The following is a 25,221-nucleotide window of genomic DNA, read 5'->3' on the forward strand; positions in this document are numbered from 1 at the left end:
ATTATGTCTTAGAGTTGCGCTTCTAATTCGCGATAGAGTTTGGCACGTTTTTCACTGGCATCAATATTCAACACAAAAGCGATGGCTACTGATAGCACCAAGAGACTATTTCCTCCTTGCGATAGGAAGGGGAAGGTTACCCCTGTTGAAGGGATCAAGCCTGATATACCGCCAATGTTAACGAATACCTGTATCAGAATCATTCCACCAATACCGATTGCCACCATTGAGTTGAAAGGATCTCTCGCTCGAATACCTACCAAAATAATACGAAGAATCAAGAAGAATAGAAGAGCCAAAATAAGACTAGCTCCTACAAATCCAAACTCCTCTATCACAATCGAAAAGACAAAGTCTGTATGGGCTTCTGGTAGATAACCTCGTTTTTCAATGGAATTTCCTAAACCAAGACCAAACCAGCCACCATTAACCATTGCATAATAAGAATTAGCTAACTGATGTCCAGATCCTGCTAGGTCATTAAAGGGGTTGAAAAAAGCACTGAAACGCTTGGCAACATAACCAAAGACAGGAATCTTTGAGAATTTTTCAACACCGATAAAGCGAATGGCTGTTAAGGAAATCATAGAGACACCAGCTAGTAAGCCCAGAATAGTTGAGAACCAGCGATAGGCAATCCCACTAATGGTATACATGAGTAAGGATACTAAAATCAAAATGGTTGCATTTCCAAGGTCAGGGAAGATTGCCAAACTACCAATCATGACCAAGAGGACAAAACGCCAATCATTAAAGGCTCTTGGCAACCACTGATTGAGGGTTAAAACTTGGAAGTCATAAACTGCTATCTCATCTTGTTGTTTTGAAAAACGCTGAGCCAAGTACCAAATGATAATAATCTTTAGATACTCTGCTGGTTGAATCGTGATGGGACCAACCTTGATCCAGCCATATGCTCCATTGATGGGACTACCTATTAACCGTGCCAGAGCTAGGAGTATCAACTCGACAAACATAACGATAAAGAGCAACCGCTCATTACGAAGAAATCCTAATTTTAATTTATAGATTAAGGCTATTAAGAATAAACTGGCTATCCAGAAAATCCCCTGATTTCGCACTAGATATAATGCACTTTTCCCCTCCTGAATAAGGGTCGCACTAGTTGTCGAATAAACTACTATCAATCCTAAAACGGATAACAGTAAATAAGGAATCAAAATGGAATAATTCAGCAGGTGCCTTTTACTTATTTTCATATGTCACCTATCTTTCGGAAAAATATTTTTATTTTCCCTTATTATTTCTAGTTTTACATGCTATTATACCATTTTTTAGCCTAGAAAAAAACTCTTACAGTATAAACATTCGAATTTTACTCAAATATAGCATAAAAAGGGCAGTAACGCCCTTTCTATTTTATCTATATTTTCGTTTTCCAGCTAAAGCAAGTAGTCCAACACTTGCTCCAAGCAATGCTAAAAGTCCTGACTCTTTCGTTCCTGTATTTGGAAGCTGTTTCTTAGGTTCTGCTTTTGCATTTGTAGCTTGTGCAGGCGCTTGATAGGTTTTATCATTTTTAGTTCCTACAGTCACTTTATCTACCGTATAATCAACAATATTACCCTTTTCATCCAAAACTGGGACTGGTTGGTAGCCTGCTTTTTCAAGCTCTTTACGTTTAGCATCTGCAAGGGCTACCAAGCGTTTTGTTTCTGCTTCGTCATATTTGGCTTTGGCAGTTTCGTAAGCAGTTTGAGCTTGGTCTGCTGCAAGGATCTTAACTTCATAATCTAGTTTAGCTTCGTTTTGTGCTTTGTAAGCATCTTTAAGCTCAGTTTCAGCTTTTTCAAGCTCTGCTTTCGCTTCGTTCAAACGAGTATGCGCACCTTTAAGGTCTGCAAGCTCTTTTTCAGCTTGTTTAACTTCGTTTTCAGCATCTTGAAGTGCTTTCTTAGCAGTAGATACCACTTGGGCTTTGCTTGTAGCAACTGCTTCAAGCTCTTTCATCTTATCTTCTTCTGCTTTAAGCGCTTCTTGTGCAGTTTTAAGAACTTGCTCAGCGTCTTTCAATTTTGCTTGCGCATTTGTAAGAGCTTCTTCTTTTACAGACTGTGTAACAGTCAAATTGTTAACAAGAGCGTTCGCATTAGAAAGAGTTACCACTGCCTGATCATGACGTTCTTTTGCTGCATCAAAAGCCTTTTGTGCATTCGCAAGTGGACTTTCACCTTTCTTCAAGGCAGTCAGATTAGCTTCAGCATTTGTAAGAGCAATCTTAGCATCTGATTCTGCTTTTGTTTTCGCTTCAAACGTAGCTTGTGTATTATCACGAGCAGTCATAGCATCAGCAAGCGTTTGACGAGCTACGCTCAATTTACGCTCAATCACTTCATCGCTAAGTGGGTTTGCAATCGGAGTTTTGTCCCATTTAGAGTCCTTTACTTCTTCATTACGAATAGCAGTCAAGAAGTGAGTAGTATAGAAATCATCAGTCTTACTTTGCGCTACACCACCGAAGTAGATAGTTTCATTTGCATAGTCAAATTGTAGGATACCCTGTGTATGTCCATAATCACCTTTAGTTGAAACGAGCATTACAAGGTCTTCGTATAACTTCTCTTTCATTTCACCAAGAGTCTTACGGTAAACCCCATCAGCATCATCGAAGTTATGGTAAACATAAGTAGTTACAGTATTTTCATAATACTGTTCACCCTTGCTTTCTTCCTCTGCATCAGTTGTAGGCATGCCATATTCTTTGGCAACCTTGTTAATACCGACAGCGTAGTGTCCGACACCACCCTTAGCACGGTAGTCATCTTTCATGGCTTTAGAGAAGTTTGCTTTCACATACTCTTTAGCAACCTTATCAGCAAATTCAAGAGAAGTTTTTGAAAGAACAACATCTGAAAGTCCAAGTTGGCGACGCATTTGGTTGATAAGGTCTACTACATAGTAGTTCAACTCATCTTTAATCTCTTGTGGGAGATTGTTAATGTCGTAGCGAGTTTTATCGGCTTGGTCGGCTTTGCTTGGAACATATTTGTTGAGTTTCTTGTTTTCTACTTGTGCATTTACGATTTTATCATAAAGCTCCATAGTACGTTTATCACGTTCTTCCGAACTCCAAGAACTTGTATCTTGGTCGTTATAAGCCATGTTTTCTTTCACTGCTTGAATGAAAGCTGGTGAAAGAGTAATGGTTTGTTTCTTAGAGCTATCTTGAAGTGCATCAAGAGTTGATACCGCTTGGTTATAAGTTGCAAGAGCGTTATCGCGGTTTGTTTTGGCAGTTTTAGCTTCGTTTTCAGTACGCTCTACATCTTGTGTAGCAGTTTTAACAGTTGTTTCAGCTTTAGTGATTTGGTCAGCAAGCTCACCATCCAACTTCTTAGCTTCATCAAGAGCTGCTTGTGCATCTTCTTGTGCTTGTTTGCTTGCAGCTTCTTCTTTAATCGCTGCGTCTTGCTTTTCTTTAGCATCAGCAAGACCAACACCATTCAAAGCATCCTCCGCAGTTTTCACTTCTGCTTTAGCATCAGTAACTCCATTTTCTGCTTGAGTCACTTCTGCTTGCTTAGTACCAACTGTTTTACCTTGAATAGCAACGTTACGGTCTGCATCATCTTGTTCAGTTTGCGCAGAAGATACCCCTTGTTCAGCAGTTGGAACTTTTGCTTTAGCAGTTTCCACTTTCTTCTCAGCATCTTTGATAACTTCAGGTGTTGCTTTGTCAGCAGTCTTTTGAGCATCGTCTTTAGCTTGTTTTAAGTCAGCGACTTTCTTTTCTGCCTTATCAGAATTTTCATTCGCTTGATCCAAGACTTCTTTTGCCTTATCTGCATCTTCTTGGGTTTGTTTAGCAGTAGCACCAAGTTCAGCAACGTCTTCCTTAGTAGGAGTTTTCACTTCCACTTTCTTAGGCGCTTCTTTCTCTACCAAAGCTGGTTCGGTTTTAGCATCAGTAATGTTAAACGCTGGCTCAGTTTGAGCAGTACGAACACCACCTGCATTATCTACATTGGGTTCAGCTACCTCATTTGCACTTACAGTTGTTGCAAGGCACGTTGCTGCTATGGCAGTCAAAGCAATCAATTCTTTTTTCATAGGTTTCCCCTTTTTATTTTTTTATACCTTCATTATACCACAATATACAACTTTTTAAAGTCATTTTATTAAAATGTAACTATTTAAAGTCTAAAAAATGCAGTCGTTTGACTGTATCATGTAAGTAGCGAGGTACTACATGGTCAAAAATAAAAGTAATTTGCAAGACTACATTTCTAAACGCATCCGTTTACTCAGAATAGAAAGAGGATATACCCAAGAACAATTAGAGGAAATGGCTGACTTAGGAACAAATTATGTTTACAAATTAGAAAATCTATCAACAAACTTAAAGATTCAAACTCTAGAAAAAGTCATGGAAGCATTAGAAGTAGATTTAGACACTTTCTTTGATATCCAACTGAAAGAAGAAGACCCCAAAATATCCCGTCTGATTGACGAATTGAAACTTCTTCCTACAGAACAAAGATCTCGTGTACTAGATGCACTACTGCTAATTCTGAAAGAAGTCCAATAGAAAAAAACTATCTACTTTCTAAAAAAGAAAGATAGATAGTTTTTTTATTAGTTTGAGGCGCTACTGCTGCTGTCAGAAGTTGTTTCGCCTTTGATGTATTGTGTAAAGATATTTTGGAAGGCCTGGTCTTTAACTTTAATGTTGGCATCTTGTAATTCTTTACTAATAACACCTTGAACAAAGGTTGCATCATTTTGTTTTTGAGTCAAAATGATTGTTTTAAGTTTTTCTTTATAATCATCCAAGTTTGAAGATTTTTCTGACTTCTTCGTTAACTTAACAATGTAGAAACTACTTGTATAAGCTTGAGTTCCTGGAGCAGTGATAACATCTGAAATTCCGTTGACATCAAGAGCAAAAGCTGCTTTCTTAACTACATCTGGTAATTCTGTTGATGCAGAGTCAAAAGTAATTTCTCCACCATTTTCTTTTGTCTTTTCGTCTGTAGAATTGTCTTTTGCAAGTTGTGCAAAGTCAGCTCCAGACTCTTTTGCTTTGGCAAGAACTTCCTTAGCCTTATCTTCACTGTCAAGTTTAATAATTTGAGCCGTTACTTCTGGAGTATACTCTTCAAAAGCTTTTTTGTAGTTTTCATCTGTTAATTCAGCTTCAGCAGCTTTCTTAACAGCATACTCAACTAATTTACTTGTACGAATTTGAGCTTTACGGCTTTCTGCAGTCATACCTGAACGGGCGAGAATCGTTTGATAGCTATCACCGTATTTCTTTTGTTCTTCTGCAACTGCATCATCTACTTCTTTATCACTTACTTCTGAACCATATTGTTTTTCAAAAACTTTTTGAATGGTCATATTCAGCAAGACTTGTTGAGCAGTAGCATTATTTTTGACTTCTTCAAAGAATTGATGCTCAGTAATAACATCGCCTTTCATGCTAATCAAGTCAGTTCCTTCAGAACTGTTTGAACAAGCAGCCAAAGTAGCTACTGACAACAATGTGATGGCTCCTGCCATTAGTTTTTTCTTCATGTTTACTCCTTTTGTATACTAAATAAAGGTTTACCTTATCTATTTTACCAAATTGTCTTAAAAATATCTGAAATCAATCAATATCAGGCAGTTCTACTTCTGCTTGATTCTTTCTTAGCATGAGAATCCCATCTCCAAGAGGAACCAAAGTAGCGGTTAATCCTGGATTGTCCAAAGTCGCATCAAATAATCTTTGCAAGCCACGATAAATCGTCCGTTGTCCACGTCGGACTTCCATAATATCCCTCGCAATATCTCCTCCTTGGAAAATATCATCCAAGACAATGACTCCACCTACTTCGAGGTGTTTGAGGATTTCTGGTAGAAAGACGATGTATTTGGACTTGGCAGAATCCATAAATACAAAATCATAGGTCTCAGTCAACGTTGACAGGACATCTACCGCATCACCTTCTAAGAGAGTGATTTGTTTGCGGCTATCAAATTTTGCAAAATTTTCTTTGGCAAAACCAATCATCTCAGGATTTCGGTCAATAGTGGTGATTTTTGACTTGGGTGAATGCTCTGCCATTAAAAGTGCTGAAAATCCAATAGCCGTACCGATCTCTAAAATGTTTTTTGGTTGAATGGTTTCCATAAGGAAACGAAAATAAGCGACGGTTTCATGAGGAATGATAGGGATATTCTCCTTGCGAGCAAAGTTTTCTAGCTCTTTTAGAGAACCCGTCACCTGCTTTTGTCTGTGGCGCATAAACTCAACAATCTCATGCTTGACAACAGGACGACGCATATTGTGATTGGCATTTTTGCTATAAGACTTTACCATCTGCCTTATGCCAATCCTAATTTTTCAACAAGAGCTTCAAACTCATCTAAACGACGTTCAAAGACAGCAAAGGCATCGTTGAGGTAGTCTTCCTTCTCCATATCAACGCCTGCTTTTCTCATGACATTAAGTGGATAGTCTGACTTCCCTGCTTTGAGGTAATCGATATAGCGATCACGATCTTCTTGGCTACCATGAACAATCTTTTCAGCCAAGGCTGAAGCTGCTGCAAAGCCTGTTGAATATTGATACACATAGTAGTTGTAGTAGAAATGTGGAATACGGGCCCATTCATATTGAATTTCAGGATTGTCTTCTTTACTCAAACCATAGTATGCTTCATTCAAGTCGGCATAAAGCTCATTTAAGAATTCACTGGTCAAGACTTCACCATTTTGGTCGGCTTGGTGGATGGCATGCTCAAATTCAGCAAACTGAGTTTGACGGAAGACTGTACCACGGAAACCATCTAGGAAGTTGTTTAAGATTGCAAAGCGTGTTGCATCATCTTGAACTTCTTGCAATAATTTTTCTGTCAGGATGTTTTCATTAGTAGTTGAAGCAATTTCTGCTAAGAAAATCGAATAGTCTCCATAAACGTATGGCTGGGTTTCACGAGTATAGCTAGAGTGCATACTGTGTCCAGTTTCATGGACAAGAGTAAAGAGATTATCTAGATTGTCCTGCCAGTTAAGAAGCATGAAGGCATTTGTATCGTATGATCCACCTGAATATGCACCTGAACGCTTGCCTTGGTTTTCATAGACATCAATCCAACGTTCGCTAAAGGCACGTTTAACTCGACTCAAGTAATCATCACCAAGAACTGCCAAAGCTTCTTCTGCCTTCTTTAAGGCTTCCTCGTAAGTAAAGCTGTAGTCTACTGAAGAAAGTGGTGTATAGACATCATACATCTTGAGGTCTGGAATACCCAAGATTTTTGAACGTAGTGCAAGATAACGATGCAAGAGTGGCAAGTGTTTGCGAACTGCTGACACTAGATTGTCATAGACACTTTCTGGTACAAAGTTAGCCGCAAGAGCAGCCTGACGAGCACTCTCATAATTGCGAACTTTAGCACGGTAGTTTTGGACTTTGACATTGGTCTGTAGAGTCTTAGCATAGGTGTGCTGGAACTGCTCGTAAGTCGCATAAAGTGCTTCATAGGCACAACGACGTACTTCTCGATTTTTTGATTCCATCAAACGTACGTAGGTTCCGTGAGAGAGCTGCACTTCATTATCTTCGTCATCCAAAACGTAAGGGAAAGTAAGATCAGCATTGTCTAGAATAGCAAAGGTTTCACTTGCCGAACCAAAGATTTCACTGGCTCCTGCAAGCAATTCTTCTTCACGCTGTGAAAGAACATGATCTTTCTTTTGTAAGAGCTGATCAAAAAAGTGTTTATAAAGCTCAAGTTTAGGTTCAGCAGCCAAGAAAGCAGTCATTTGTTCCTCAGTAATCTTCATAAACTCTGGCTCGTAGAAAGAAAGAGCTTGATCCAGCTGGCTATAAAGTGTCATAGCCTTAGCATAGTATTCTTGATACTTAGCTTCGCGCGTGTCTTGGTCATTTTTCATATGCGCATAGACATAAAGCTTCTCCAACTGGCGCTCTAACTCTAGAGAACGTTCAGTAATTTCAAGCAAGCTCTGAGCACTGTCTAAAAGATGACCTACATATTGGTCAACTGTTTCCACTTCCTCTGACAGTTGGTTGAGGGCTTCTTCCCAAGCCTGATCAGTAGCAAAGATCGTTGATAGATCCCATTTGTCTTTTTCATTTATTTCATTTCGTTGTAATACCATAAGATTCCTCCATCCTTTCTATTTTACCACATTTTTTAAGAAATATTGCTGATAAAAAGCTGGGGGATAGAGCTTTTGTGTGTCAGTTTTGGGATTTTGTTGATAATAGGCCTGAAAATTTTTGTAATAGCCCTGCAAATCTATAGTTATCTGGCAAAATTGACCTTTTTCTATAGGCCTTACTTGGGGAAACCAATCTTGAACATCCAAATTCAGTAGATTCTTCCCCTGAGCATAAGCCTCCCCCTGTTTCCTCATCCAGTAAGGATTTTTATAATAGAGCTGTTGGCGAATATAGTCGCAAATTGTTTCATCTTGTGATACATCCATACTTGCTATTCTTTGCTTCTGATAGGGAAGCCGTAAAATCTCTATGAGATTGCCTTGCCCATAAGGAAACTCCCTTATTTGATAATAAAGATTCCCCTTCAAATCTTGATGGATCATGTATTTCAAGCGTAGTATGTCCCTTTGCTGATCTAATTCCCATAGATGAAAGCCCATGTTATTACTAAAGTAAAGAAAATCTCTCTGAAGTTTAGTTAGACGCTCTCTTAGCCAGAGCTTTTCTCCTAGTAGCCAAAGAACTTGAAGACTCAAACTTCGATAACCATTGCTTCTCTCCCGTAAAAGTTCACAAGAAATGGGACTACACTGAATTTCTAAAACTATTTTCTTATTGATAAAGATATCTGCGATTTGCTTCAGTTCAGGTATGGGATATTCCATCTCAACTTCATCATTCTTCTTAACCCAATAAAATAAACGTTTCTTGTTTTCCAGATGCTCTGGTCCTTCATTTTCATGGAAAAAATCACATTTTTTAAGACTTTCATGGGCAAAATGTGCACGCACGTTTTTTCCTTTCCTCAAGCGGACACTCGTTCCACAAGCCGGACAATAATAAGCTTGTTTGACTAGTTCATCCTCTAAGGCATTGACTAGGTGCCCATTTTCATCTCTAGCTAAAAACATAAAACCTCCTTTTCTACTTTATTCGAAAAGGATAAGAAAAAGGCTGAGAAAAACAGCCTTTTCATAGATTATTTAACGACTTAAGAGAGAGTTTTTATCTGCTTTTTCTTTTGAGTTTCTTTTCCAACATCGGAATGATGTTAGAAATCTGATCATTTTTTATGACCAAGACTCCGTATTCATGGCAACGATTGATGTATACTGGATTTATTTTCCCAGAACAAACAATTAGTTTTAGACAACTTTCCCCGGCAAAATGGGTGGCATAAAGTTTTAATTCATTTATAGCCTCTACTGATAAGTCTGTCATTTTACAGGAAATAAAAACAATGGACCTACCTTTACGAAGGACAACATCAATCTCATTTTGTACATTATCAGCCTCAGGGAAAATACCATTCCAATCAATTTCAGCCCCAATCATACATTCATCAAAATACTCTGACTCTAGCGCTAGAAGGTAAAGATAGAGTTCTAAAATATGGCCTTTGCTCCGACAAAGCAGTTGGGCCTCGGGGGTAGAAAAAGTATAACTAACGTGTTTAGAAGTTTCCTCTTCAATATGGAGCAAGCCAGCATCTGTTAATAAGGAAATGATAGATTTAGGGTAATAATAACGTTTCCCATTATTCTCTAGCACTTTTCCTGTTTCAGAATGAATATTACTCGTCTTTGCCAGCGCAAAAAATTGTGTTACTTTTAACCACTCTTCAGGATTTGTAAGGGCAAAATTTGCCAGTTTTTTGATAGCAGCAATCTGTTTAGGCGTATGGAAAGGTTGCTTGGACTTTAGTAGTTTACCACCACGTAGGGCAATCAACTGCTGGATGGTTAGAGTTGGGACCACCAGGTTCTTTTTCTCCAATTTCCCAAGCTTCCAGTCATACTGTAGACCATGGTCAACATCCATTGCAAGAAGTGGTATATTTCTCTCCAAAGCATACTGATAAAGAACCATTGCTAATAGATTATCTCCGCCAAAAACATCGATGGTCACTGAATCATAGTTAGTCAAGAAAAGATTCAAATCATCCGTAATCTTATCTAGACTTATTTGCCGAAAATGCACTTGTTTTACATGGGAAACTTGATCCAGCAAAAAATGTTTCAAGGCCAATCTTTCATCTTCTGTAATTTTTTTCAAGGAGAGAAATAAAACCTCATCACAATCACAAATAAAAGTCTGATAAACATTTTTCTCGATAGTGTGATGATCAAAAAGTTCGACTAAAAGACTAGGCATATCGCTACCTCCCTATTAAAAATTTGCTAGTTGTATAGAAAATTTAAAATTACTTAGAATAAACTTCATAGAAATATGGGTTAAGAGATTGTCTTAATCATTTTCTACACTTCTAGTATAGCATAATTACAATAATTCATTCTCAAATCTTTATATAGAAAAACGAATAGAAGATTTTTCTATCCTCTATTCGTTTTATTAGCTTATTTTACCTTTTTAGCCAACATGGTCGCAAATCGTAGTTGGATACGATTGCCATTTTCGTCACGACGGTGCAAATGACCAGGATTTTCATTGTACTTCACTAACTCCCAGTCCTGGTAGTAATTTGCCAATTCCCCTTCTTTAAAGGTGAATGGGAAGTTCACTGAACATGGATAATCTTCTGTATCCATAGCACACACTATCAAATTGTAACCTCCAATTGAGGTTTGTTCCTGCATGTTTTGAATGATAGCTGGAATACGATCTGCTTGTAAAAACATAAGAACAACCGTTGATACGATAAAATCATAAGTTTGACCAATACTAGCTGAATTAATATCGTAGAGACCTACAGGCATCTCTAAATCTTCTTGCTCTACGATACTTTGCAAGATTTCAAGGGATAACTCATTTTGATCTACAGCTGTGACATCGAATCCATGTTGAGCGAGAAAGAGGGCGTTTCTTCCTTGACCACAGCCCAGGTCTAGTGCTTTACATGGTTTCACGGTCTGTATAGCTTCTAAAACCTCCGAATGAACTGGATTGCTATTGTATTTCTTAGGGAAATAATCCTCTGTTTTACAATAAAATTCCAAGTACCATTCCACATCATCTGTGGCAGCTTCCACTCTGTGCCAAGCTTGAGGTTGCGCCATCGGATTATCAGCACCTGCTTCAAAGAGGTGCTCAGCTATAACTTCCCCCTCCTCAGTCAATTCAATAAACTTAAGAGCCCCTTTTAATACGGTAATCTTCCCCCAGGTTCCGACCTTGGTATTGTGTTTTCTTTGAACAGCTTCAGGCATGGTGTCTTTATTCCATACTGGCATTCGTTTATAGGCAACTAGTTTTTCCATTTACTTCACTCTTTCTATCGATGGTTAACTGCTTTCATAACACGCGCAATGTCTCGGTCTTGCTCACGACGTTTAATCGACTCACGTTTATCGTAGTCATGTTTTCCTTTAGCAAGTCCTAAAAGAAGCTTGGCATAGCCGTCTTTGATGTAGACTTTAAGTGGAACCAGAGTCATCCCTGTCCCTTTGGTTTCTTGCTCCAATTTCTGGATTTGTTTTTTATGAAGGAGAAGTTTACGACGACGTTCTGGCTCCTGGTTCCAGATGTTGCCCTCCTCATAAGGAGCGATATGGACATTGCTCAGCCAAACTTCCCCATTCTTAACCTGAGCAAACCCATCTTTCAGATTGATGCGGGCTGCTCGAACACTTTTGATTTCTGTACCAGTGAGGACCATTCCTGCTTCAATGGTATCAACAATTGTATAATCGTGGCTTGCTTTCTTATTTTGTGCGACGACCTTTCCCTCGCCCTTTGCCATGCTTAGCTCCTTTCTTTGCTACTTCCTTATAAAAAGGTTTCTTGCTCTTTTTCTTCTTGTCTTTTGATGAATGCTTGCGCTTATCACTTGAGCGACCAGCTTTTCTCTTGTCTTCTTTCTTATCCGAACGACTACCTCTATCCTTGCGGCCAGAGTCTTTCAAACCTTTCTCAATCACATCAAATTCGCTTGGAATAAAGGAGAAATCAATCTCCCCTGTCATCTTATCGGCTCTTTCGACACGAATGCGTATCTGTTGTCCCACACGGAAGGTTGTCCCTGATTTCTCCCCACGAAGAGTCAAATCACGTTCGTTAAAATGATAGAACTCAGGTAAATTAGTAATGTGAATCAAGCCTTCGACTGTATTTGGCAATTCAACAAAAAGACCAAACTTGACGATACTTGAAACGACTGCATCATACTCTTCACCCACAAACTCTTCCATGTATTCAGCTTTTTTCATGGCTTCAACTTCACGCTCTGCCTCAATAGCTCTGCGCTCACGATTTGAAGACTGGGTCGCAATCTCAGGAATTACTTGTTCAAAATGCTCCGCTACTTCCTTAGAACGTCCATAGTCACGAATCATACGATGAACAAGGAGGTCCGGATAACGGCGAATCGGACTGGTAAAGTGAGTGTAATAGTCCGCAGCTAGTCCATAATGACCGTGATTATGCTCAGAATAACGAGCCTGTTGCATAGAACGCAGAAGCATCATGGATAACACATCTGCGTAAGGTTCACCCTCAACGGCACGCATGATGTCTTGGAGGGCTTCTTGACTAATTTCACTGGCAGTTCCGTAGATTCGCAAGCCAAAACTAGAAGCGTAATCAATAAACTTCTGAACTTTTTCTGCTTTTGGCTCCTCATGGATTCGATAGATGAAAGGAAGGTCTAGCTTGCTAAAATGCTCAGCAACTGTTTCATTGGCAATCAGCATAAAGGACTCAATCATACGTTCTGCAGTACCGCGATGACGAAGAACAATATCTACTGGTTTCCCTTGCTTGTCAACCAAGATTTTAGCTTCATTGGTATCAAAATTAAGAGCTCCACGCTTAATCCGCATACCTTCAAGAATTTCATGGAGCTTGGCCATGAGTTCGATGCTAGGAACAATTTTCTTATACTCTTGTCTCTTCTCTTCATCACCTTCTAGGATATCATTCACATCACTATAAGTCATACGGAAACTTGTCTTGATAACTGTCTGCGTAATGGTGTAATTACGAACCCGACCATTTTTGTCAATCTCCATAATAGCAGATTGAGTCAAGCGGTCCACTTGAGGATTAAGAGAACAGATGCCATTTGAAAGGCGTTCTGGTAGCATTGGAACTACTCGGTCTGTCACATAGACAGAGGTCGCTCGATTGAGGGCTTCCTTGTCAAGGGCAGAACCCTCTGTTACATAGTATGAAACATCCGCGATATGAACTCCTAGTTCAAAATTTCCATTCTTCAAGTGCTTGATGTGAACTGCGTCGTCCAAGTCCTTAGCATCTGCTCCATCTATGGTAAATGTAATTTCATCTCTCAGGTCCAGACGGCCTTCCATGTCTTTTTGGGATGGAGCATCAGGTACACTTTCTGCTTCTTTAATAACAGCCTCTGGAAATTCTGAGACAATGTCCATTGATTCCAAGACCTCAAGAACATCAATTCCGACATCCGTTGAATGCCCCACCACATCGAGGACACTGGCGACAAAGAAATCATGTTTCTTGCTTGGGTATTTATCGATAAATACCTTGAGAACTTCTGTTCCCTCCAGTTTAAGAGCTGGTTTCTTCACATAAATCAGTTGACTGATTTTCTGATTTTTCGAACGGATGTAGCCAGCATACTTGGGCTTTTCCTGATCTAGAACGATTTGGCCGACAACAGTTGTCAAACTGTGTTCTAAGATATCAATAATTTTGGCTTCGGCAGCTGTTCCCTTGTTGCGGTCAGCGACTTTCTTGATCACGACCTCAACGGTATCACCATCAATAGCATAATTGACATCGTTTTTTCCTACAAAAAGGTCGTCCTCTTCCCCTTCTAGGCTAACAAAACCAAAGCCATTTTTATGGGCATGAAAAATTCCCTTGAGGGTAATTTCATGTTTTTTCTTAACTTCTAAAGTCAGACTACCATCTTCTTCAAAGCGAATCTGGTGCTTACGTTCCATCAAGGAAAGAGTTTTGATTAACTCACGGAAGTCCTTTGAACCATCCTTCCCGAGAGCACTGGCCAAGTCATTAACTGTGACACTCCCCTTCTCTTGTAAATATTCTTTTATTTTATCTTTCATGTTTACTTTCTAGATTTTTTTATTTTCATTTTGAACTATAACTTAGGTGTGACCACTTTTAAAAATAAAAATGGGCAAAGACCTAGTCCCGCCCATTATTTTCTTATCTACTTGATAATACCGTCAATGCTAAGGCAATGGCTAGCCAGAAAAAGACTAAAATTCCTGTCAAACGTTGCATTACAGCTTCAAAACCACGCGCTTTGCTACGTTCAAACAAATCACCTGCACTGGCATCAAATACATTGCTAGATTGGTTTTTAGTTGGTTGCATGAAAATTGCAATCACAATCACAACAGATAATACTAATAAAATGGTTAATAATAGGTTATACATATCAAACTCCTTAAAATCCCTATTATTCTACCATAATTTCTACTTAGATTCAAGATGTAGAGTCACTTTTCTTTCTTTAGGGCAATACTTTAAGACCTCAATCTTGTCTGGATGGGTTTTGGAGTTCTTACTGGTTAGATAATTGATGCTGCCACAAGAGGAGCATTTGAGATTGATTTTTACTCGCACTAGATTTCCTTCACTTTTAATAATGTTCTAAATTGGATAAGGTTAAATAAACAACTGAGAGCTACACAAAGAGCTGTTGCATAAAATACTGAGTGATAGCCAAATTGTCCCGCTACTGCTGATCCTGCTAAGGGACCTATCACTCCTCCTAGATAAAAGAAGACTTGATTAAAGGCAAATACCCTTGAAATGCCAACTTTAGGGGTCATTTTGCTTAGGAGAGCATTGACACCAGGTATCAGAGCTCCTGTCCCCAAACCAAATAGAAAACGATAGAAGCCTAATTGGAATGGGCTAGTCGCATTTGCACATAATAGATATATGAAAACTGAATATACCTGAGCTACGACAAGTAGTCGATGATTGCCCACTTTATCACCTAATTTCCCCATGACTCCTGCACTCATCATACTTGAAAAGCCCATGCTAGATACAATCAAGCCAGAGACAAAGAGAAGATTTTCTTTCTGTCCCAGATCTCGTACATACAGGGCAAGGATAGGACCGATAGATTGGGCAGCAAATTGAATCACAAAGCTAGTTAGAAATAGATTTATCAAGAGAAAAGGATATTTAACAGAAGTAAAGAGCTCTTTGGTAGGGAGTGCTTTTTCTTTCGGCACTGGTTGAAAGTCTTCCTTGATAAAAAAAATAGTTAAGATAGCAGCCAGAAATAAAAAACCACCAACCATCAAGAAAACATTGCGAATTCCAAAAATTTCGGCAATGAAACCACCGACAAAGGGACCAGTCAAAGTTCCAGCGACAACACCAGTTGATAAAGTCCCTAGAGCGTATCCTGACCTATCTTTGGGGACTTGACTAGCAATTAAAGCTGTCGCATTGGGTACAAATCCTGTAAAAACTCCATTAAGAAACCTTAAGAACAAGAGCCAGAAAACATTTGGAACAAAGGCCAGACCTCCCATAGTAATAGTCATGGCTAGCCCTGCACGAATCATCATGGGTTTTCGACCATACTTGTCTGCTAAGATACCCCAAATTGGTGATACAAAGGCTGCAGAAATGGCTGAGACTGATATAGCTAAACCTGAATAAAAGGCAACTTGATCTCCTTCAATTTCTAACTGTTCGACAAAAATAGGCATGAAAGGAACAACGAGAGAAATGCTGGCTCCTGTTAAAAAACAACCAAACCAAGCAATACGAAGATTATCCTTCCAACTAATCTCTTGCATGGGCATCGCCTCCTTCAAGTAAGGTCACTACTTGACTCAAAAGCTGCTCTCGACTGCCATTATTGTCTAATATATAAGTAGCAAATTTCTTCTTTTCTTCTAAAGGCCACTGTGAAGCTAAACGAGTTTTAGCTGACTCTTTGGATAACTGATCACGGTTCATTAAGCGATCCAGCTGGGTATCTCGGCTTACATAAACTAGCCAAGTTTCATCGAACCATGAAACATAGTCCTGTTCAAAAAGCAATGGAATATCCATGAAAAATAGGTCCTCAGTCTTAGATAACTTGTCTCTCAAAGAGCCCAATTCTTCACGGATGATTTGTCCTTGAGTTTCTTTAGACCATTCTCTCTCCTCAGAGTTAGAAAAGATCAGACTGGCAAGTAATGGTCGATTCAATTCCCCATCTTCTAGAAGGACTTTTTCACCGAAATGCTCTACTAAAATCTGATAAAGGCGACCACCAGGTTTTTGAAGTTGGTGAACAAGAGCATCCGCATCTACCACTTCAAACCCTTTTTGTCTTAGAAAATTTGTGACAGTGGACTTCCCAGATGCAATACCACCAGTGATTCCGATAATTTTTCTCATCACTTTCTCCTTTGACATTTTGGACAAAAATGGGTCCCACGACAACCGAGTTGAATTTTTTCGATGATGGATCCACAACGTGAACAGGCTTGTCCTGCCTTGTCATAAACTTGATGAAAGTTTTGCATGGTCCCATCTTCGCCAAATGCATTGGTATAGGTGCGAATGGTTGAACCACCTTTTTCAACAGCCTGCCCCAAGACTGCAATGGTCTGTTCATGAATAGCTATCGCTTCAGCTCTTGTCAAACTCTGAGAAGAACTAGCTGGATGAACTTTCGCTCTCCAGAGAACTTCATCCACGTAGATATTTCCCAATCCAGCAACCAAAGTCTGATCGAGAAGATGCGATTTGATCGTTTTTTTAGATTTCTTCAAGGCACCTATAAAAATCTCTAAGTCAAAATCCTGTTCAGTAGGTTCTGGTCCAAGCTTTTTAGATATAAAGTAAGCATCTAAGAGTTCAGGAACAAGCAATTCCATGGTGCCAAACTTGCGGACATCCTCGTAGACTAGAGTGCCTCCATCTTCAAAATGAATCAAAACATGGGCATGCTTACGTTCAGGGACTTGACCTGGATAATAAAAATACTTGCCTTCCATCCTTAGATGAGAAATCAAGACCTTGTCTGTCAGGAAGAAAAGTAAATACTTGCCACGGCGCCCCATCGATTGAATTTCTTGACCAGGCACTTCATTTTGAAACTCGTCCAAATCTGTCTTAATCATCTTGGGATAACGAATGTCAAGACTAGCAATCTTCTTCCCTAGAATCAGTTTTTCAAGACCTCGTCGAACCGTTTCGACTTCAGGTAATTCAGGCATAACTCCTCCTTCTCTAAAAACAAGAAGCAGGCTACTGCCCACCTCTTCTTAATATTCTTTTTCGTTATAGCCAAAGTCAGCCAAATCTAGCTTCTTATCTCGCCAGTTTTTCTTAACCTTGACCCAAGTTTCTAGGAAGACCTTGTCTCCTAGCATGAGCTCGATATCACGACGGGCCATAGTCCCAATTTTCTTGAGCATGGCACCACCTTTACCGATGACAATCCCTTTTTGGCTGTCACGTTCGACCATAATGTTTGCTCTAATGTGAACCTTGTCTGTATCCTCGTCTCTTTTCATTGAGTCCACCACTACTGCAACTGAGTGTGGAATTTCTTCACGAGTTAAGTGTAAGACCTTTTCACGAATCATCTCAGAAACCAAGAATCGTTCTGGATGGTCTGTGATTTGATCCGCAGGGAAATATTGGAAACCTTCCTCAAGATTTTCACTTAGAATATCGACTAAACGTGAAACATTATTCCCCTGAAGGGCTGAAATAGGAACAATTTCCTTAAAGTCCATCTGATTGCGAAAATCGTCAATTTGAGCTAAAAGCTGGTCAGGATGAACCTTATCAATCTTATTGACCACCAAAATCACTGGAACCTTAGCAGCCTTAAGACGCTCGATAATCATGTCATCGCCCTTACCACGCGCCTCATCTGCAGGCACCATGAAAATTACGGTGTCCACTTCACGAAGGGTGCTGTAGGCAGACTCAACCATGAAATCGCCAAGAGCTGTTTTGGGTTTGTGAATTCCTGGGGTATCGATAAAGACGATTTGTTCCTTATCAGTGGTGTAAATACCCATGATTTTATTGCGCGTTGTCTGCGCCTTATCACTCATAATAGCAATCTTTTGCCCCATGACGTGATTCAAAAAAGTTGACTTCCCAACATTGGGACGTCCTAGAATGGCTACAAAGCCTGATTTAAATGTCATAATTTCCTCTTACTGTTTAAAATAATAAGTCCCAAATCCGTGGGAGAAAGATAAGCGCACCTGTCAAAGCGGCAAAAATTGAGACTACAAGCACGGCACCTGCTGCCATGTCCTTAGCTTTCTTTGCCAACATAGAAAAGTGATAGTGACTAGCCAAATCTACTACATTTTCAATAGCTGAATTAATAATCTCAAAAGCTACCACCATGAAAATGCTCATAAGTAGAAATAACCATTCGATTCGTGACACCTGAAAAACAAAACCTGCAAGAACAACTACAAGAGCTGTCGCTGCATGCTTTCTCATATTACGTTCTTCCTCAATTGCAGTCAAAATCCCAGTGATGGCAAATTCTAAACTTGAGATTAGGTCACGATTTTTCCATTTTCGTTTATTGTCTTGTGAGTCCATAGGCTGTCAAAATTTCTTCTTGTAAACCGAACATCTCCGCTTCTTCTTCGGGAGTGTAGTGATCATAGCCGTTAATGTGTAAAAAGCCGTGCACTGCCAAGAAGCCCATCTCACGCTCAAAACTATGACCGTACTCCTCAGCCTGCTCATGTGCCTTATCAATAGAGATGAACAGTTCCCCAATATAGGCATCAAACTCAGACATCATCTCTGCCAATTCTGGATTTTCAAGCAAATCCTCTTCGTCAAAGGCAATTTCCAACTCTGGTTTATACTCAAGGCTGATGACATCTGTCGGACGGTCTGTGTCACGGTACTCCAGATTGAGTTCATGACTACGCTCATTGGTCACAAAAGTGACTGCCATCTCCTTGTCTTCTTTTTGTAATTTTTGGGCTGCAAATTCCAAAATTTCTTGGGTTTGTTGCAACATTTCTTTTGAAACTTGACCCGTTTCATCTACCATTTCAATATACATGTATTTCTCGATTCTCTTTACTTGGCTTTATTATATCACATTTCTATGATTTTATTCTACCTTTTTGATATAATACTATGGAATACATTCACGAGGAGAGAACCATGTCATTTGATGGATTTTATTTACACCACATGGTTGAGGAATTGCGAACTGAGTTACTAAATGGTCGCATTCAAAAAATTAATCAACCCTTTGAACAAGAACTGGTCTTGCAAATCCGTAGCAATCGCAAAAGTCATCGTTTGCTCCTGTCTGCCCATCCTGTTTTTGGACGCATCCAGTTAACAGAGTCAACCTTTGAAAATCCTGCTCAGCCATCTACTTTTATTATGGTATTGAGAAAATACCTTCAAGGAGCAGTTATTGAGTCAATCGAGCAGATCGAAAATGATCGTATCGTGGAAATAACGGTTTCCAATAAAAACGAGATTGGGGACCATATCCAGGCCACACTCATCATCGAGATTATGGGCAAACACAGTAATATTCTACTTGTGGATAAGTCTAGTCACAAAATCCTTGAAGTTATCAAGCATATTGGTTTCTCTCAAAATAGCTACCGTACCTTATTACCTGGTGCTACTTATATTGCTCCTCCAGGCACAGAGGCTCTCAATCCTTTTACCATCAAGGATGAAAAATTGTTTGAGATTCTACAAACTCAAGAACTAACTGCCAAAAATCTCCAGAGTCTCTTTCAAGGTATAGGGCGAGATACGGCAAACGAATTGGAAAAATTATTAACGAATGATAAACTATCCAATTTCCGAAGCTTTTTTAAGCAAGAAACCAAACCTTGCTTAACAGACAAGTCTTTCTCTTGTGTGCCTTTTTCTAGCAAAACAACGGAGAATTTTGATAGCCTTTCTCAATTACTTGATGTCTATTACAAGGATAAGGCAGAGCGTGATCGAGTTAAGCAACAGGCTAGCGAACTCATTCGCCGAGTTGAAAATGAGCTACAAAAAAATCGTCAAAAACTTAAAAAACAAGAAAAAGAACTCCTTGCTACTGAAAATGCAGAGGAATTTCGTCAAAAAGGTGAATTGCTAACGACTTTTCTTCATCAAGTTCCCAATGACCAAGATCAGGTCATTTTGGAAAACTACTACACCAATCAACCTATCACGATTGCACTTGATAAAGCTTTAACACCAAACCAAAATGCTCAACGTTACTTCAAGCGTTATCAGAAATTAAAAGAAGCTGTTAAATACCTGACTGAACTAATCGAAGAAACCAAGGCTACTATTCGTTACCTAGAAAGTGTAGAGACAGTTCTCAACCAGGCTGGACTAGATGAAATTGCTGAAATTCGTGAGGAATTGATTCAAACAGGATTTATCCGCAGAAGACAAAGGGAAAAAATCCAGAAACGACAGAAACCTGAAAAATATCTTGCAAGCGACGGAAAAACCATTATCCTAGTTGGTCGTAACAACCTTCAAAACGACGAGTTAACCTTTAAAATGGCTCGTAAAGAAGAACTCTGGTTCCATGCTAAGGACATCCCTGGAAGTCACGTTGTTATCACTGCCAATCTCAATCCGACTGATGAGGTTAAAACAGACGCTGCAGAACTTGCAGCCTACTTCTCTAAGGGGCGTCTCTCAAATCTCGTTCAGGTAGATATGATTGAAGTTAAAAAACTCAACAAACCAACTGGTGGAAAACCTGGTTTTGTCACCTATACTGGGCAAAAGACCCTCCGTGTCACACCAGACCCTGAAAAGATTCAGTCCATGAAAATCAAATAAAGTCTTGTATACTGGTGGGCTGTTACTGCTATAGACTCAAATAAAAATGGGAGGTGTGTTCAATGCTACGGCATATCAAATCTATTTTAACTATTATATTCGGAGCTGCCATTTATGCCTTCGGACTCACGTATTTTGTTGTGCCCCACCACTTATTCGAGGGTGGAGCAACAGGAATCACCTTGATTACCTATTATCTCTTTAACATCCCTATCTCCGTGATGAACCTCATCATCAATATCCCATTATTCATTCTAGCCTGGAAAATATTTGGTGCGAAGACCCTGTACAGCAGCCTACTCGGAACCATTTCCTTATCCATTTGGTTAGCAATCTTTGAAAAGATTCCTCTCAGCTTTAATCTTGAGGGAGATCTGGTCATCGTTGCTTTAGTTGCGGGTGTTCTTTTAGGACTTGGTCTAGGTATTATCTTCAATGCTGGTGGTACCACTGGAGGGACAGATATCGTTGCTCGAATCCTGAACAAGTACACCAATATCTCCGTAGGGAAATTACTCTTTGCACTAGACTTCCTCATCTTAATGCTCATTTTAATTATCTTCCAAGACCTTCGTCTCGTTACTTATACACTTCTATTTGACTTCATCGTTTCAAGAGTTATTGACTTGATTGGTGAAGGCGGATATGCTGGAAAAGGTTTTATGATTATCACTCAAAAGCCTATGGAAGTGGCAGATAAAATCAATGAAGAGTTAAGTCGAGGTGTCACCTTCATATCTGGACAAGGTTACTACAGTCAAAAAGATTTAAAAATTATCTACTGTATCGTAGCAAGAAATGAAATGATTAAGATGAAAGAATTGATTCATACGATTGATCCTAAAGCCTTTATCACCATCACTGAAGCTCACGAAATTCTTGGAGAAGGCTTCACCTTTGTAAAAGAAGAAACTTCCTAATACATAGACAACAAAAATAGTAACTTCGAATTTGAAGTTACTATTTTTTTTGATGATAAAAACGGAAGAAGCAAATCTTCCGTTTTACAAATCATTATTTTTCAGCTGTAAGTGCAGCCATTGTGATGTAGTTATATGGTTTGTTGAAGTGTGGCAAGAAGAATAGGTCTGTCAAGGCCAATTTTTCAATTGTAACATGTTCTTGGATAGCCAATGAGAACATGTGAATTCCCATGCTGATTGCTGAATCACGAGATACCATTTGAGCACCAAGGATTTCACGGCTGTCTTTATCAAAGACAATCTTGATTGCTACTTCATAGTTATCATGTTTCATAAATTCTGGTTTTTGAAGATCGTTGAAGCCTGTTTCGACAGCATTGTATCCTGCAGCTTTAGCTTTTTCAAGAGTCAAGCCAGTTGAAACCATGTGAAGACCGTAGATAGAGATACCGTTTGATCCTTGAACACCAATTCCTTCAAGTTCATGTCCACAAGCATTGTAAGCACCTACGATACCAGTACGTACAGCATTTGATGCAAGAGCGATGTAGCTAGTGTCTTTACGAGCGTTGTCATAAACAGTCGCACAGTCACCAACAGCGAATACCCCTGGAAGTGAAGTTTCTTGTTTCTTGTTAACAAGGAAGGCACCGTTGCGGAAAAGTTCAATCTTGCCATCAGCAAGAGCTGTGTTAGGACGGAAACCAACTGCAAGAACAACCATGTCAACATCGAATGTTTCTTTGTCAGTGATCAAGCGTTCAACTTTACCGTCGCCTTCGATAGCTTTAACAGTTTGTCCAAGTGCCAAACGGATGTTGTGGTCTTCCAAGTTTTTAGCCATCAATTGCGTGAAGTCTTTATCGTAGTATCCGTTCAAGACTGTATCTACGATGTCAACAAGGACAACTTCTTTTCCAAGACGTTCGAATGCTTCAGCAAGCTCAACACCGATGTATCCACCACCGACAACAGCGATACGCTCAAGATGTTTGCTCTTGTCAGCAAGTTTGTTGATAACTTCTTCTGCGTTTTGGTACAATTTAACGAATTGTACATTTTCAAGAGTTGCTTTGAATTCGCGGTTACCCTTCACAATTTCAACACCTTCGATTGGTGGCAAGATTGGAGTTGAACCAGTCGCAAAGATCAATTTTTCGTATGATTCTTTGTGTTCTTTTCCATCAACTTCAGCAGTTACAACTTTATTATCATAGTCAATTGAAAGAACTGGTGAGTTCATGTAAACTTTAGCACCTTTTGCTTCCAATTTTTCTTTATCTGAGTAGAAGAGACCTTCTGGACCATCAATTTGCTCACCAATCCAAAGAGCCATTCCACATCCTAGGAATGAAATGTTTGAGTTTTGGTCAAAAACAACGATTTCATTTTCATTTCCAAAATTGTCCAACATAGTGTTGATACAAGCTGTTCCAGCGTGGTTAGCACCCACGACTACGATTTTACTCATAAGATAATTCCTACCTTTAATTTTTTTTACCTTTCCAGTATATCATTTTCTGTGAGCGTTTACAAGCTTTTTACTTGTTTTCCCTTATTTTCGAAAAGATTGAAAACATATATCAACTTATTTTCAGCGTTTTCAAATTTTATTTTAAGGGAATTTAGTTTTTTTGAGCATATTTCTTGACTTTTTGTAAAAAATGATTTGTGAAAACGCTGACTTTATGATATTCTATTTACATGGGAATAAAATATAAATCTTTACATCACTTTCATGATAGGATTTACAACTATTTCCAATTGACTTGAAAGGAGTTGGTTTTTTGCCTCTTAGTTCATCTTCTCAACGACTAATGGGAACTACGATTACCATTTCCTTAGTACATGATCAGGCTGATAGTCTGCTCAGGCAAGCTTTTGATTTGCTTAGGGAGCTTGAATTTCGCTTCAATGCCAACAGTTCTGAATCGGAATTGATGGAAATCAACCATCGAGCTGGAATTGCTCCAGTCAAGGTTCATCCTGATTTATTTGAACTGATTTCCTTAGGTTTAGACCATAGTCTAGCACCTGGAAGTCATCTCAATATTAGTATCGGCCCCTTGGTTCAAACCTGGCGTATTGGTTTTTCCGATGCGAAAGTTGCTAGTCCTGAAGAAATTTCTTCCGTTTTACCATTGATAGATCCCAGTTTTATCAAGCTTGATTCAATTGATTCTACTGTTTTTTTAGAAAAAAAAGGGATGAAAATTGACTTAGGTTGTTTAGCAAAGGGGTACAGTGCAGATAAGGTTGCTACTTTCTTAAAAGAAAATGGTGTCACTTCTGCTCTTATCAATCTTGGAGGAAATATCCTTACCATTGGTAATAACCAAGCCAGAAATGGACAACCTTGGCAAATTGGTATTCAAGACCCTAATCATCCACGTGGTAATCATCTGATGACCTTGTCAATTACTGGAAAGTCAGTTGTTACATCTGGAATTTATGAACGGCATCTTGAAATCGATGGAAAGGATTATCATCACATTTTCGATAGTGAAACTGGCTATCCTATTGAAACGGATTTGGCTAGTTTAACCATTATATCTGACCGCTCAGTTGATGGTGAGATATGGACCACACGATTGTTTGGTGAACGTAGCGCTTCTATCATGTGGCAAATCGAAAATATCGATGGAATCGAAGCCATCCTTATTGATAAAGATGGACATATCGCTTGTTCATCCGGTATCTAAAGATAAATAATAAATAATGCAAAAAGAGAAAGGAAAGCTCATGCTAAAACTTATTGCTATTGTAGGAACTAACTCTAAACGTTCCACAAACCGCCAACTGCTTCAATATATGCAAAAACACTTTGCTGATAAAGCAGAAATCGAATTGGTAGAAATTAAAGACCTACCAGTCTTCAACAAACCTGCAGATAAACTTATTCCTGCAGAAGCCTTGGAAATCGCTGCAAAAATCGAAGCAGCTGATGGTGTGATTATCGGTACTCCTGAATATGATCACTCAATTCCTGCCGTTCTTATGAGCGCTCTTGCTTGGATTTCTTATGGAGTATTTCCACTCCTTAACAAACCAGTGATGATCACAGGCGCTTCATACGGTACACTCGGTTCTTCACGTGCTCAATTGCAACTCCGTCAAATCTTGAATGCACCAGAAATTAAAGCAAATGTTCTCCCAGATGAGTTCTTGCTCTCTCATTCTCTTCAAGCATTCGATAAGAATGGTGACTTGGTAGATCTTGATGTCATCAAGAAATTAGATGCCATCTTTGATGACTTCCGTATCTTTGTTAAAGTGACTGAAAAATTGCGTAATGCACAAGAACTTCTTCGTAAAGATGCAGAAGAATTTGACTGGGAAAATTTGTAAGATAGGAGA

The 25,221-nt window shown here is 39.1% G+C and carries 24 protein-coding genes; 5 read left to right on the plus strand and 19 right to left on the minus strand.

Annotated features, from left to right (window positions below; all coding sequences use genetic code 11):
- Positions 1-8: 8 nt before the first annotated feature.
- Positions 9-1,220, minus strand: a complete 1,212-nt coding sequence (ftsW, locus tag GEZ89_RS01555) for a cell division peptidoglycan polymerase FtsW (protein WP_075231639.1) — start codon at positions 1,218-1,220, stop codon at positions 9-11.
- A 160-nt stretch (positions 1,221-1,380) separates the two neighbouring features.
- Positions 1,381-4,071 (minus strand): SEC10/PgrA surface exclusion domain-containing protein, encoded by a 2,691-nt coding sequence (locus GEZ89_RS01560; protein WP_153224774.1) that lies wholly within the window; start codon positions 4,069-4,071, stop codon positions 1,381-1,383.
- A 139-nt stretch (positions 4,072-4,210) separates the two neighbouring features.
- Between GEZ89_RS01560 and GEZ89_RS01565 the strand changes: the two genes are divergently transcribed.
- Positions 4,211-4,549 carry a helix-turn-helix domain-containing protein gene (locus GEZ89_RS01565; protein ID WP_153224722.1) on the plus strand — a complete coding sequence of 113 codons (339 nt, stop codon included), beginning with the start codon at positions 4,211-4,213 and terminating at the stop codon, positions 4,547-4,549.
- Positions 4,550-4,596: 47 nt separating this feature from the next.
- Here the strand turns inward: GEZ89_RS01565 and prsA are convergent, their stop codons facing one another.
- From prsA to ybeY, 16 genes are all read right to left on the minus strand, one after another.
- The gene (prsA, locus tag GEZ89_RS01570; protein ID WP_000728085.1) at positions 4,597-5,538 is read right to left on the minus strand and encodes a peptidylprolyl isomerase PrsA; all 942 of its coding nucleotides are present in this window, start codon (positions 5,536-5,538) and stop codon (positions 4,597-4,599) included.
- 73 nt (positions 5,539-5,611) lie between these two features.
- A complete protein-coding gene (locus tag GEZ89_RS01575) occupies positions 5,612-6,325 on the minus strand; it encodes an O-methyltransferase (RefSeq protein ID WP_153224723.1) in 714 nt (237 codons plus the stop codon).
- A 5-nt stretch (positions 6,326-6,330) separates the two neighbouring features.
- Entirely contained in the window at positions 6,331-8,133 is a 1,803-nt protein-coding gene (gene pepF / locus GEZ89_RS01580) for an oligoendopeptidase F (RefSeq protein WP_153224724.1), read from the minus strand.
- Between the two features lie 18 nt (positions 8,134-8,151).
- On the minus strand, positions 8,152-9,108 hold the full coding sequence (locus GEZ89_RS01585; protein ID WP_153224725.1) for a competence protein CoiA: 957 nt from the start codon (positions 9,106-9,108) through the stop codon (positions 8,152-8,154).
- 94 nt (positions 9,109-9,202) lie between these two features.
- The gene (locus tag GEZ89_RS01590; protein ID WP_153224726.1) at positions 9,203-10,351 is read right to left on the minus strand and encodes a DUF1887 family protein; all 1,149 of its coding nucleotides are present in this window, start codon (positions 10,349-10,351) and stop codon (positions 9,203-9,205) included.
- Positions 10,352-10,554: 203 nt separating this feature from the next.
- Positions 10,555-11,415, minus strand: coding sequence for an SAM-dependent methyltransferase TehB (gene tehB, locus GEZ89_RS01595; RefSeq protein WP_153224727.1), 861 nt, complete (start codon positions 11,413-11,415; stop codon positions 10,555-10,557).
- A 14-nt stretch (positions 11,416-11,429) separates the two neighbouring features.
- On the minus strand, positions 11,430-11,897 hold the full coding sequence (gene smpB / locus GEZ89_RS01600) for an SsrA-binding protein SmpB (protein ID WP_153224728.1): 468 nt from the start codon (positions 11,895-11,897) through the stop codon (positions 11,430-11,432).
- Positions 11,860-14,202, minus strand: coding sequence for a ribonuclease R (gene rnr / locus GEZ89_RS01605; RefSeq protein WP_153224729.1), 2,343 nt, complete (start codon positions 14,200-14,202; stop codon positions 11,860-11,862). Before rnr ends, smpB begins: the two co-directional genes overlap by 38 nt.
- Positions 14,203-14,305: 103 nt before the next feature.
- Positions 14,306-14,539 carry a preprotein translocase subunit SecG gene (gene secG, locus GEZ89_RS01610; RefSeq protein WP_000282514.1) on the minus strand — a complete coding sequence of 78 codons (234 nt, stop codon included), beginning with the start codon at positions 14,537-14,539 and terminating at the stop codon, positions 14,306-14,308.
- A gap of 39 nt (positions 14,540-14,578) precedes the next feature.
- Positions 14,579-14,728 carry a 50S ribosomal protein L33 gene (gene rpmG, locus GEZ89_RS01615; RefSeq protein ID WP_001809104.1) on the minus strand — a complete coding sequence of 50 codons (150 nt, stop codon included), beginning with the start codon at positions 14,726-14,728 and terminating at the stop codon, positions 14,579-14,581.
- Positions 14,728-15,927, minus strand: coding sequence for a multidrug efflux MFS transporter (locus GEZ89_RS01620; RefSeq protein ID WP_153224730.1), 1,200 nt, complete (start codon positions 15,925-15,927; stop codon positions 14,728-14,730). The genes rpmG and GEZ89_RS01620 overlap by 1 nt, the downstream gene beginning before the upstream one ends.
- Positions 15,914-16,519 (minus strand): dephospho-CoA kinase, encoded by a 606-nt coding sequence (gene coaE, locus GEZ89_RS01625; RefSeq protein WP_153224731.1) that lies wholly within the window; start codon positions 16,517-16,519, stop codon positions 15,914-15,916. Before coaE ends, GEZ89_RS01620 begins: the two co-directional genes overlap by 14 nt.
- Positions 16,519-17,343, minus strand: coding sequence for a DNA-formamidopyrimidine glycosylase (gene mutM, locus GEZ89_RS01630; RefSeq protein WP_153224732.1), 825 nt, complete (start codon positions 17,341-17,343; stop codon positions 16,519-16,521). The genes coaE and mutM overlap by 1 nt, the downstream gene beginning before the upstream one ends.
- A 48-nt stretch (positions 17,344-17,391) precedes the next feature.
- Positions 17,392-18,291, minus strand: a complete 900-nt coding sequence (gene era / locus GEZ89_RS01635) for a GTPase Era (protein WP_153224733.1) — start codon at positions 18,289-18,291, stop codon at positions 17,392-17,394.
- 16 nt (positions 18,292-18,307) lie between these two features.
- The gene (locus tag GEZ89_RS01640; RefSeq protein WP_000378160.1) at positions 18,308-18,703 is read right to left on the minus strand and encodes a diacylglycerol kinase family protein; all 396 of its coding nucleotides are present in this window, start codon (positions 18,701-18,703) and stop codon (positions 18,308-18,310) included.
- On the minus strand, positions 18,684-19,181 hold the full coding sequence (ybeY, locus tag GEZ89_RS01645; RefSeq protein WP_153224734.1) for an rRNA maturation RNase YbeY: 498 nt from the start codon (positions 19,179-19,181) through the stop codon (positions 18,684-18,686). Before ybeY ends, GEZ89_RS01640 begins: the two co-directional genes overlap by 20 nt.
- A 104-nt stretch (positions 19,182-19,285) precedes the next feature.
- Here ybeY and GEZ89_RS01650 point away from each other — a divergent pair, with 104 nt between their 5' ends.
- Both GEZ89_RS01650 and GEZ89_RS01655 read left to right on the plus strand, forming a co-directional pair.
- Positions 19,286-20,941 (plus strand): Rqc2 family fibronectin-binding protein, encoded by a 1,656-nt coding sequence (locus tag GEZ89_RS01650; RefSeq protein ID WP_075231658.1) that lies wholly within the window; start codon positions 19,286-19,288, stop codon positions 20,939-20,941.
- A 62-nt stretch (positions 20,942-21,003) separates the two neighbouring features.
- Positions 21,004-21,861, plus strand: coding sequence for a YitT family protein (locus GEZ89_RS01655; RefSeq protein WP_075231659.1), 858 nt, complete (start codon positions 21,004-21,006; stop codon positions 21,859-21,861).
- A 94-nt stretch (positions 21,862-21,955) separates the two neighbouring features.
- Here the strand turns inward: GEZ89_RS01655 and nox are convergent, their stop codons facing one another.
- Positions 21,956-23,335 (minus strand): H2O-forming NADH oxidase, encoded by a 1,380-nt coding sequence (gene nox / locus GEZ89_RS01660; protein ID WP_153224735.1) that lies wholly within the window; start codon positions 23,333-23,335, stop codon positions 21,956-21,958.
- A gap of 316 nt (positions 23,336-23,651) precedes the next feature.
- Between nox and GEZ89_RS01665 the strand changes: the two genes are divergently transcribed.
- Entirely contained in the window at positions 23,652-24,566 is a 915-nt protein-coding gene (locus GEZ89_RS01665) for an FAD:protein FMN transferase (protein WP_153224736.1), read from the plus strand.
- 40 nt (positions 24,567-24,606) lie between these two features.
- Complete coding sequence (locus GEZ89_RS01670; protein WP_153224737.1) at positions 24,607-25,212, plus strand: NADPH-dependent FMN reductase; 606 nt, start codon at positions 24,607-24,609, stop codon at positions 25,210-25,212.
- The last annotated feature ends 9 nt before the right edge of the window (positions 25,213-25,221 follow it).

Origin of the sequence: Streptococcus mitis (assembly GCF_009496285.1) — a bacterium.
GTDB classification, from domain to species: domain Bacteria; phylum Bacillota; class Bacilli; order Lactobacillales; family Streptococcaceae; genus Streptococcus; species Streptococcus mitis_BP.

Excerpts from the sequence above, each read along its gene's own strand:
- ftsW (WP_075231639.1), bottom strand. The coding sequence starts at position 1,220 with ATGAAAATAAGTAAAAGGCACCTGCTGAATTATTCCATTTTGATTCCT.
- GEZ89_RS01560 (WP_153224774.1), bottom strand. The coding sequence starts at position 4,071 with ATGAAAAAAGAATTGATTGCTTTGACTGCCATAGCAGCAACGTGCCTT.
- GEZ89_RS01565 (WP_153224722.1), top strand. The coding sequence starts at position 4,211 with ATGGTCAAAAATAAAAGTAATTTGCAAGACTACATTTCTAAACGCATC.
- prsA (WP_000728085.1), bottom strand. The coding sequence starts at position 5,538 with ATGAAGAAAAAACTAATGGCAGGAGCCATCACATTGTTGTCAGTAGCT.
- GEZ89_RS01575 (WP_153224723.1), bottom strand. The coding sequence starts at position 6,325 with ATGGTAAAGTCTTATAGCAAAAATGCCAATCACAATATGCGTCGTCCT.
- pepF (WP_153224724.1), bottom strand. The coding sequence starts at position 8,133 with ATGGTATTACAACGAAATGAAATAAATGAAAAAGACAAATGGGATCTA.
- GEZ89_RS01585 (WP_153224725.1), bottom strand. The coding sequence starts at position 9,108 with ATGTTTTTAGCTAGAGATGAAAATGGGCACCTAGTCAATGCCTTAGAG.
- GEZ89_RS01590 (WP_153224726.1), bottom strand. The coding sequence starts at position 10,351 with ATGCCTAGTCTTTTAGTCGAACTTTTTGATCATCACACTATCGAGAAA.
- tehB (WP_153224727.1), bottom strand. The coding sequence starts at position 11,415 with ATGGAAAAACTAGTTGCCTATAAACGAATGCCAGTATGGAATAAAGAC.
- smpB (WP_153224728.1), bottom strand. The coding sequence starts at position 11,897 with ATGGCAAAGGGCGAGGGAAAGGTCGTCGCACAAAATAAGAAAGCAAGC.
- rnr (WP_153224729.1), bottom strand. The coding sequence starts at position 14,202 with ATGAAAGATAAAATAAAAGAATATTTACAAGAGAAGGGGAGTGTCACA.
- secG (WP_000282514.1), bottom strand. The coding sequence starts at position 14,539 with ATGTATAACCTATTATTAACCATTTTATTAGTATTATCTGTTGTGATT.
- GEZ89_RS01620 (WP_153224730.1), bottom strand. The coding sequence starts at position 15,927 with ATGCAAGAGATTAGTTGGAAGGATAATCTTCGTATTGCTTGGTTTGGT.
- coaE (WP_153224731.1), bottom strand. The coding sequence starts at position 16,519 with ATGAGAAAAATTATCGGAATCACTGGTGGTATTGCATCTGGGAAGTCC.
- mutM (WP_153224732.1), bottom strand. The coding sequence starts at position 17,343 with ATGCCTGAATTACCTGAAGTCGAAACGGTTCGACGAGGTCTTGAAAAA.
- era (WP_153224733.1), bottom strand. The coding sequence starts at position 18,291 with ATGACATTTAAATCAGGCTTTGTAGCCATTCTAGGACGTCCCAATGTT.
- GEZ89_RS01640 (WP_000378160.1), bottom strand. The coding sequence starts at position 18,703 with ATGGACTCACAAGACAATAAACGAAAATGGAAAAATCGTGACCTAATC.
- ybeY (WP_153224734.1), bottom strand. The coding sequence starts at position 19,181 with ATGTATATTGAAATGGTAGATGAAACGGGTCAAGTTTCAAAAGAAATG.
- GEZ89_RS01650 (WP_075231658.1), top strand. The coding sequence starts at position 19,286 with ATGTCATTTGATGGATTTTATTTACACCACATGGTTGAGGAATTGCGA.
- GEZ89_RS01655 (WP_075231659.1), top strand. The coding sequence starts at position 21,004 with ATGCTACGGCATATCAAATCTATTTTAACTATTATATTCGGAGCTGCC.
- nox (WP_153224735.1), bottom strand. The coding sequence starts at position 23,335 with ATGAGTAAAATCGTAGTCGTGGGTGCTAACCACGCTGGAACAGCTTGT.
- GEZ89_RS01670 (WP_153224737.1), top strand. The coding sequence starts at position 24,607 with ATGCTAAAACTTATTGCTATTGTAGGAACTAACTCTAAACGTTCCACA.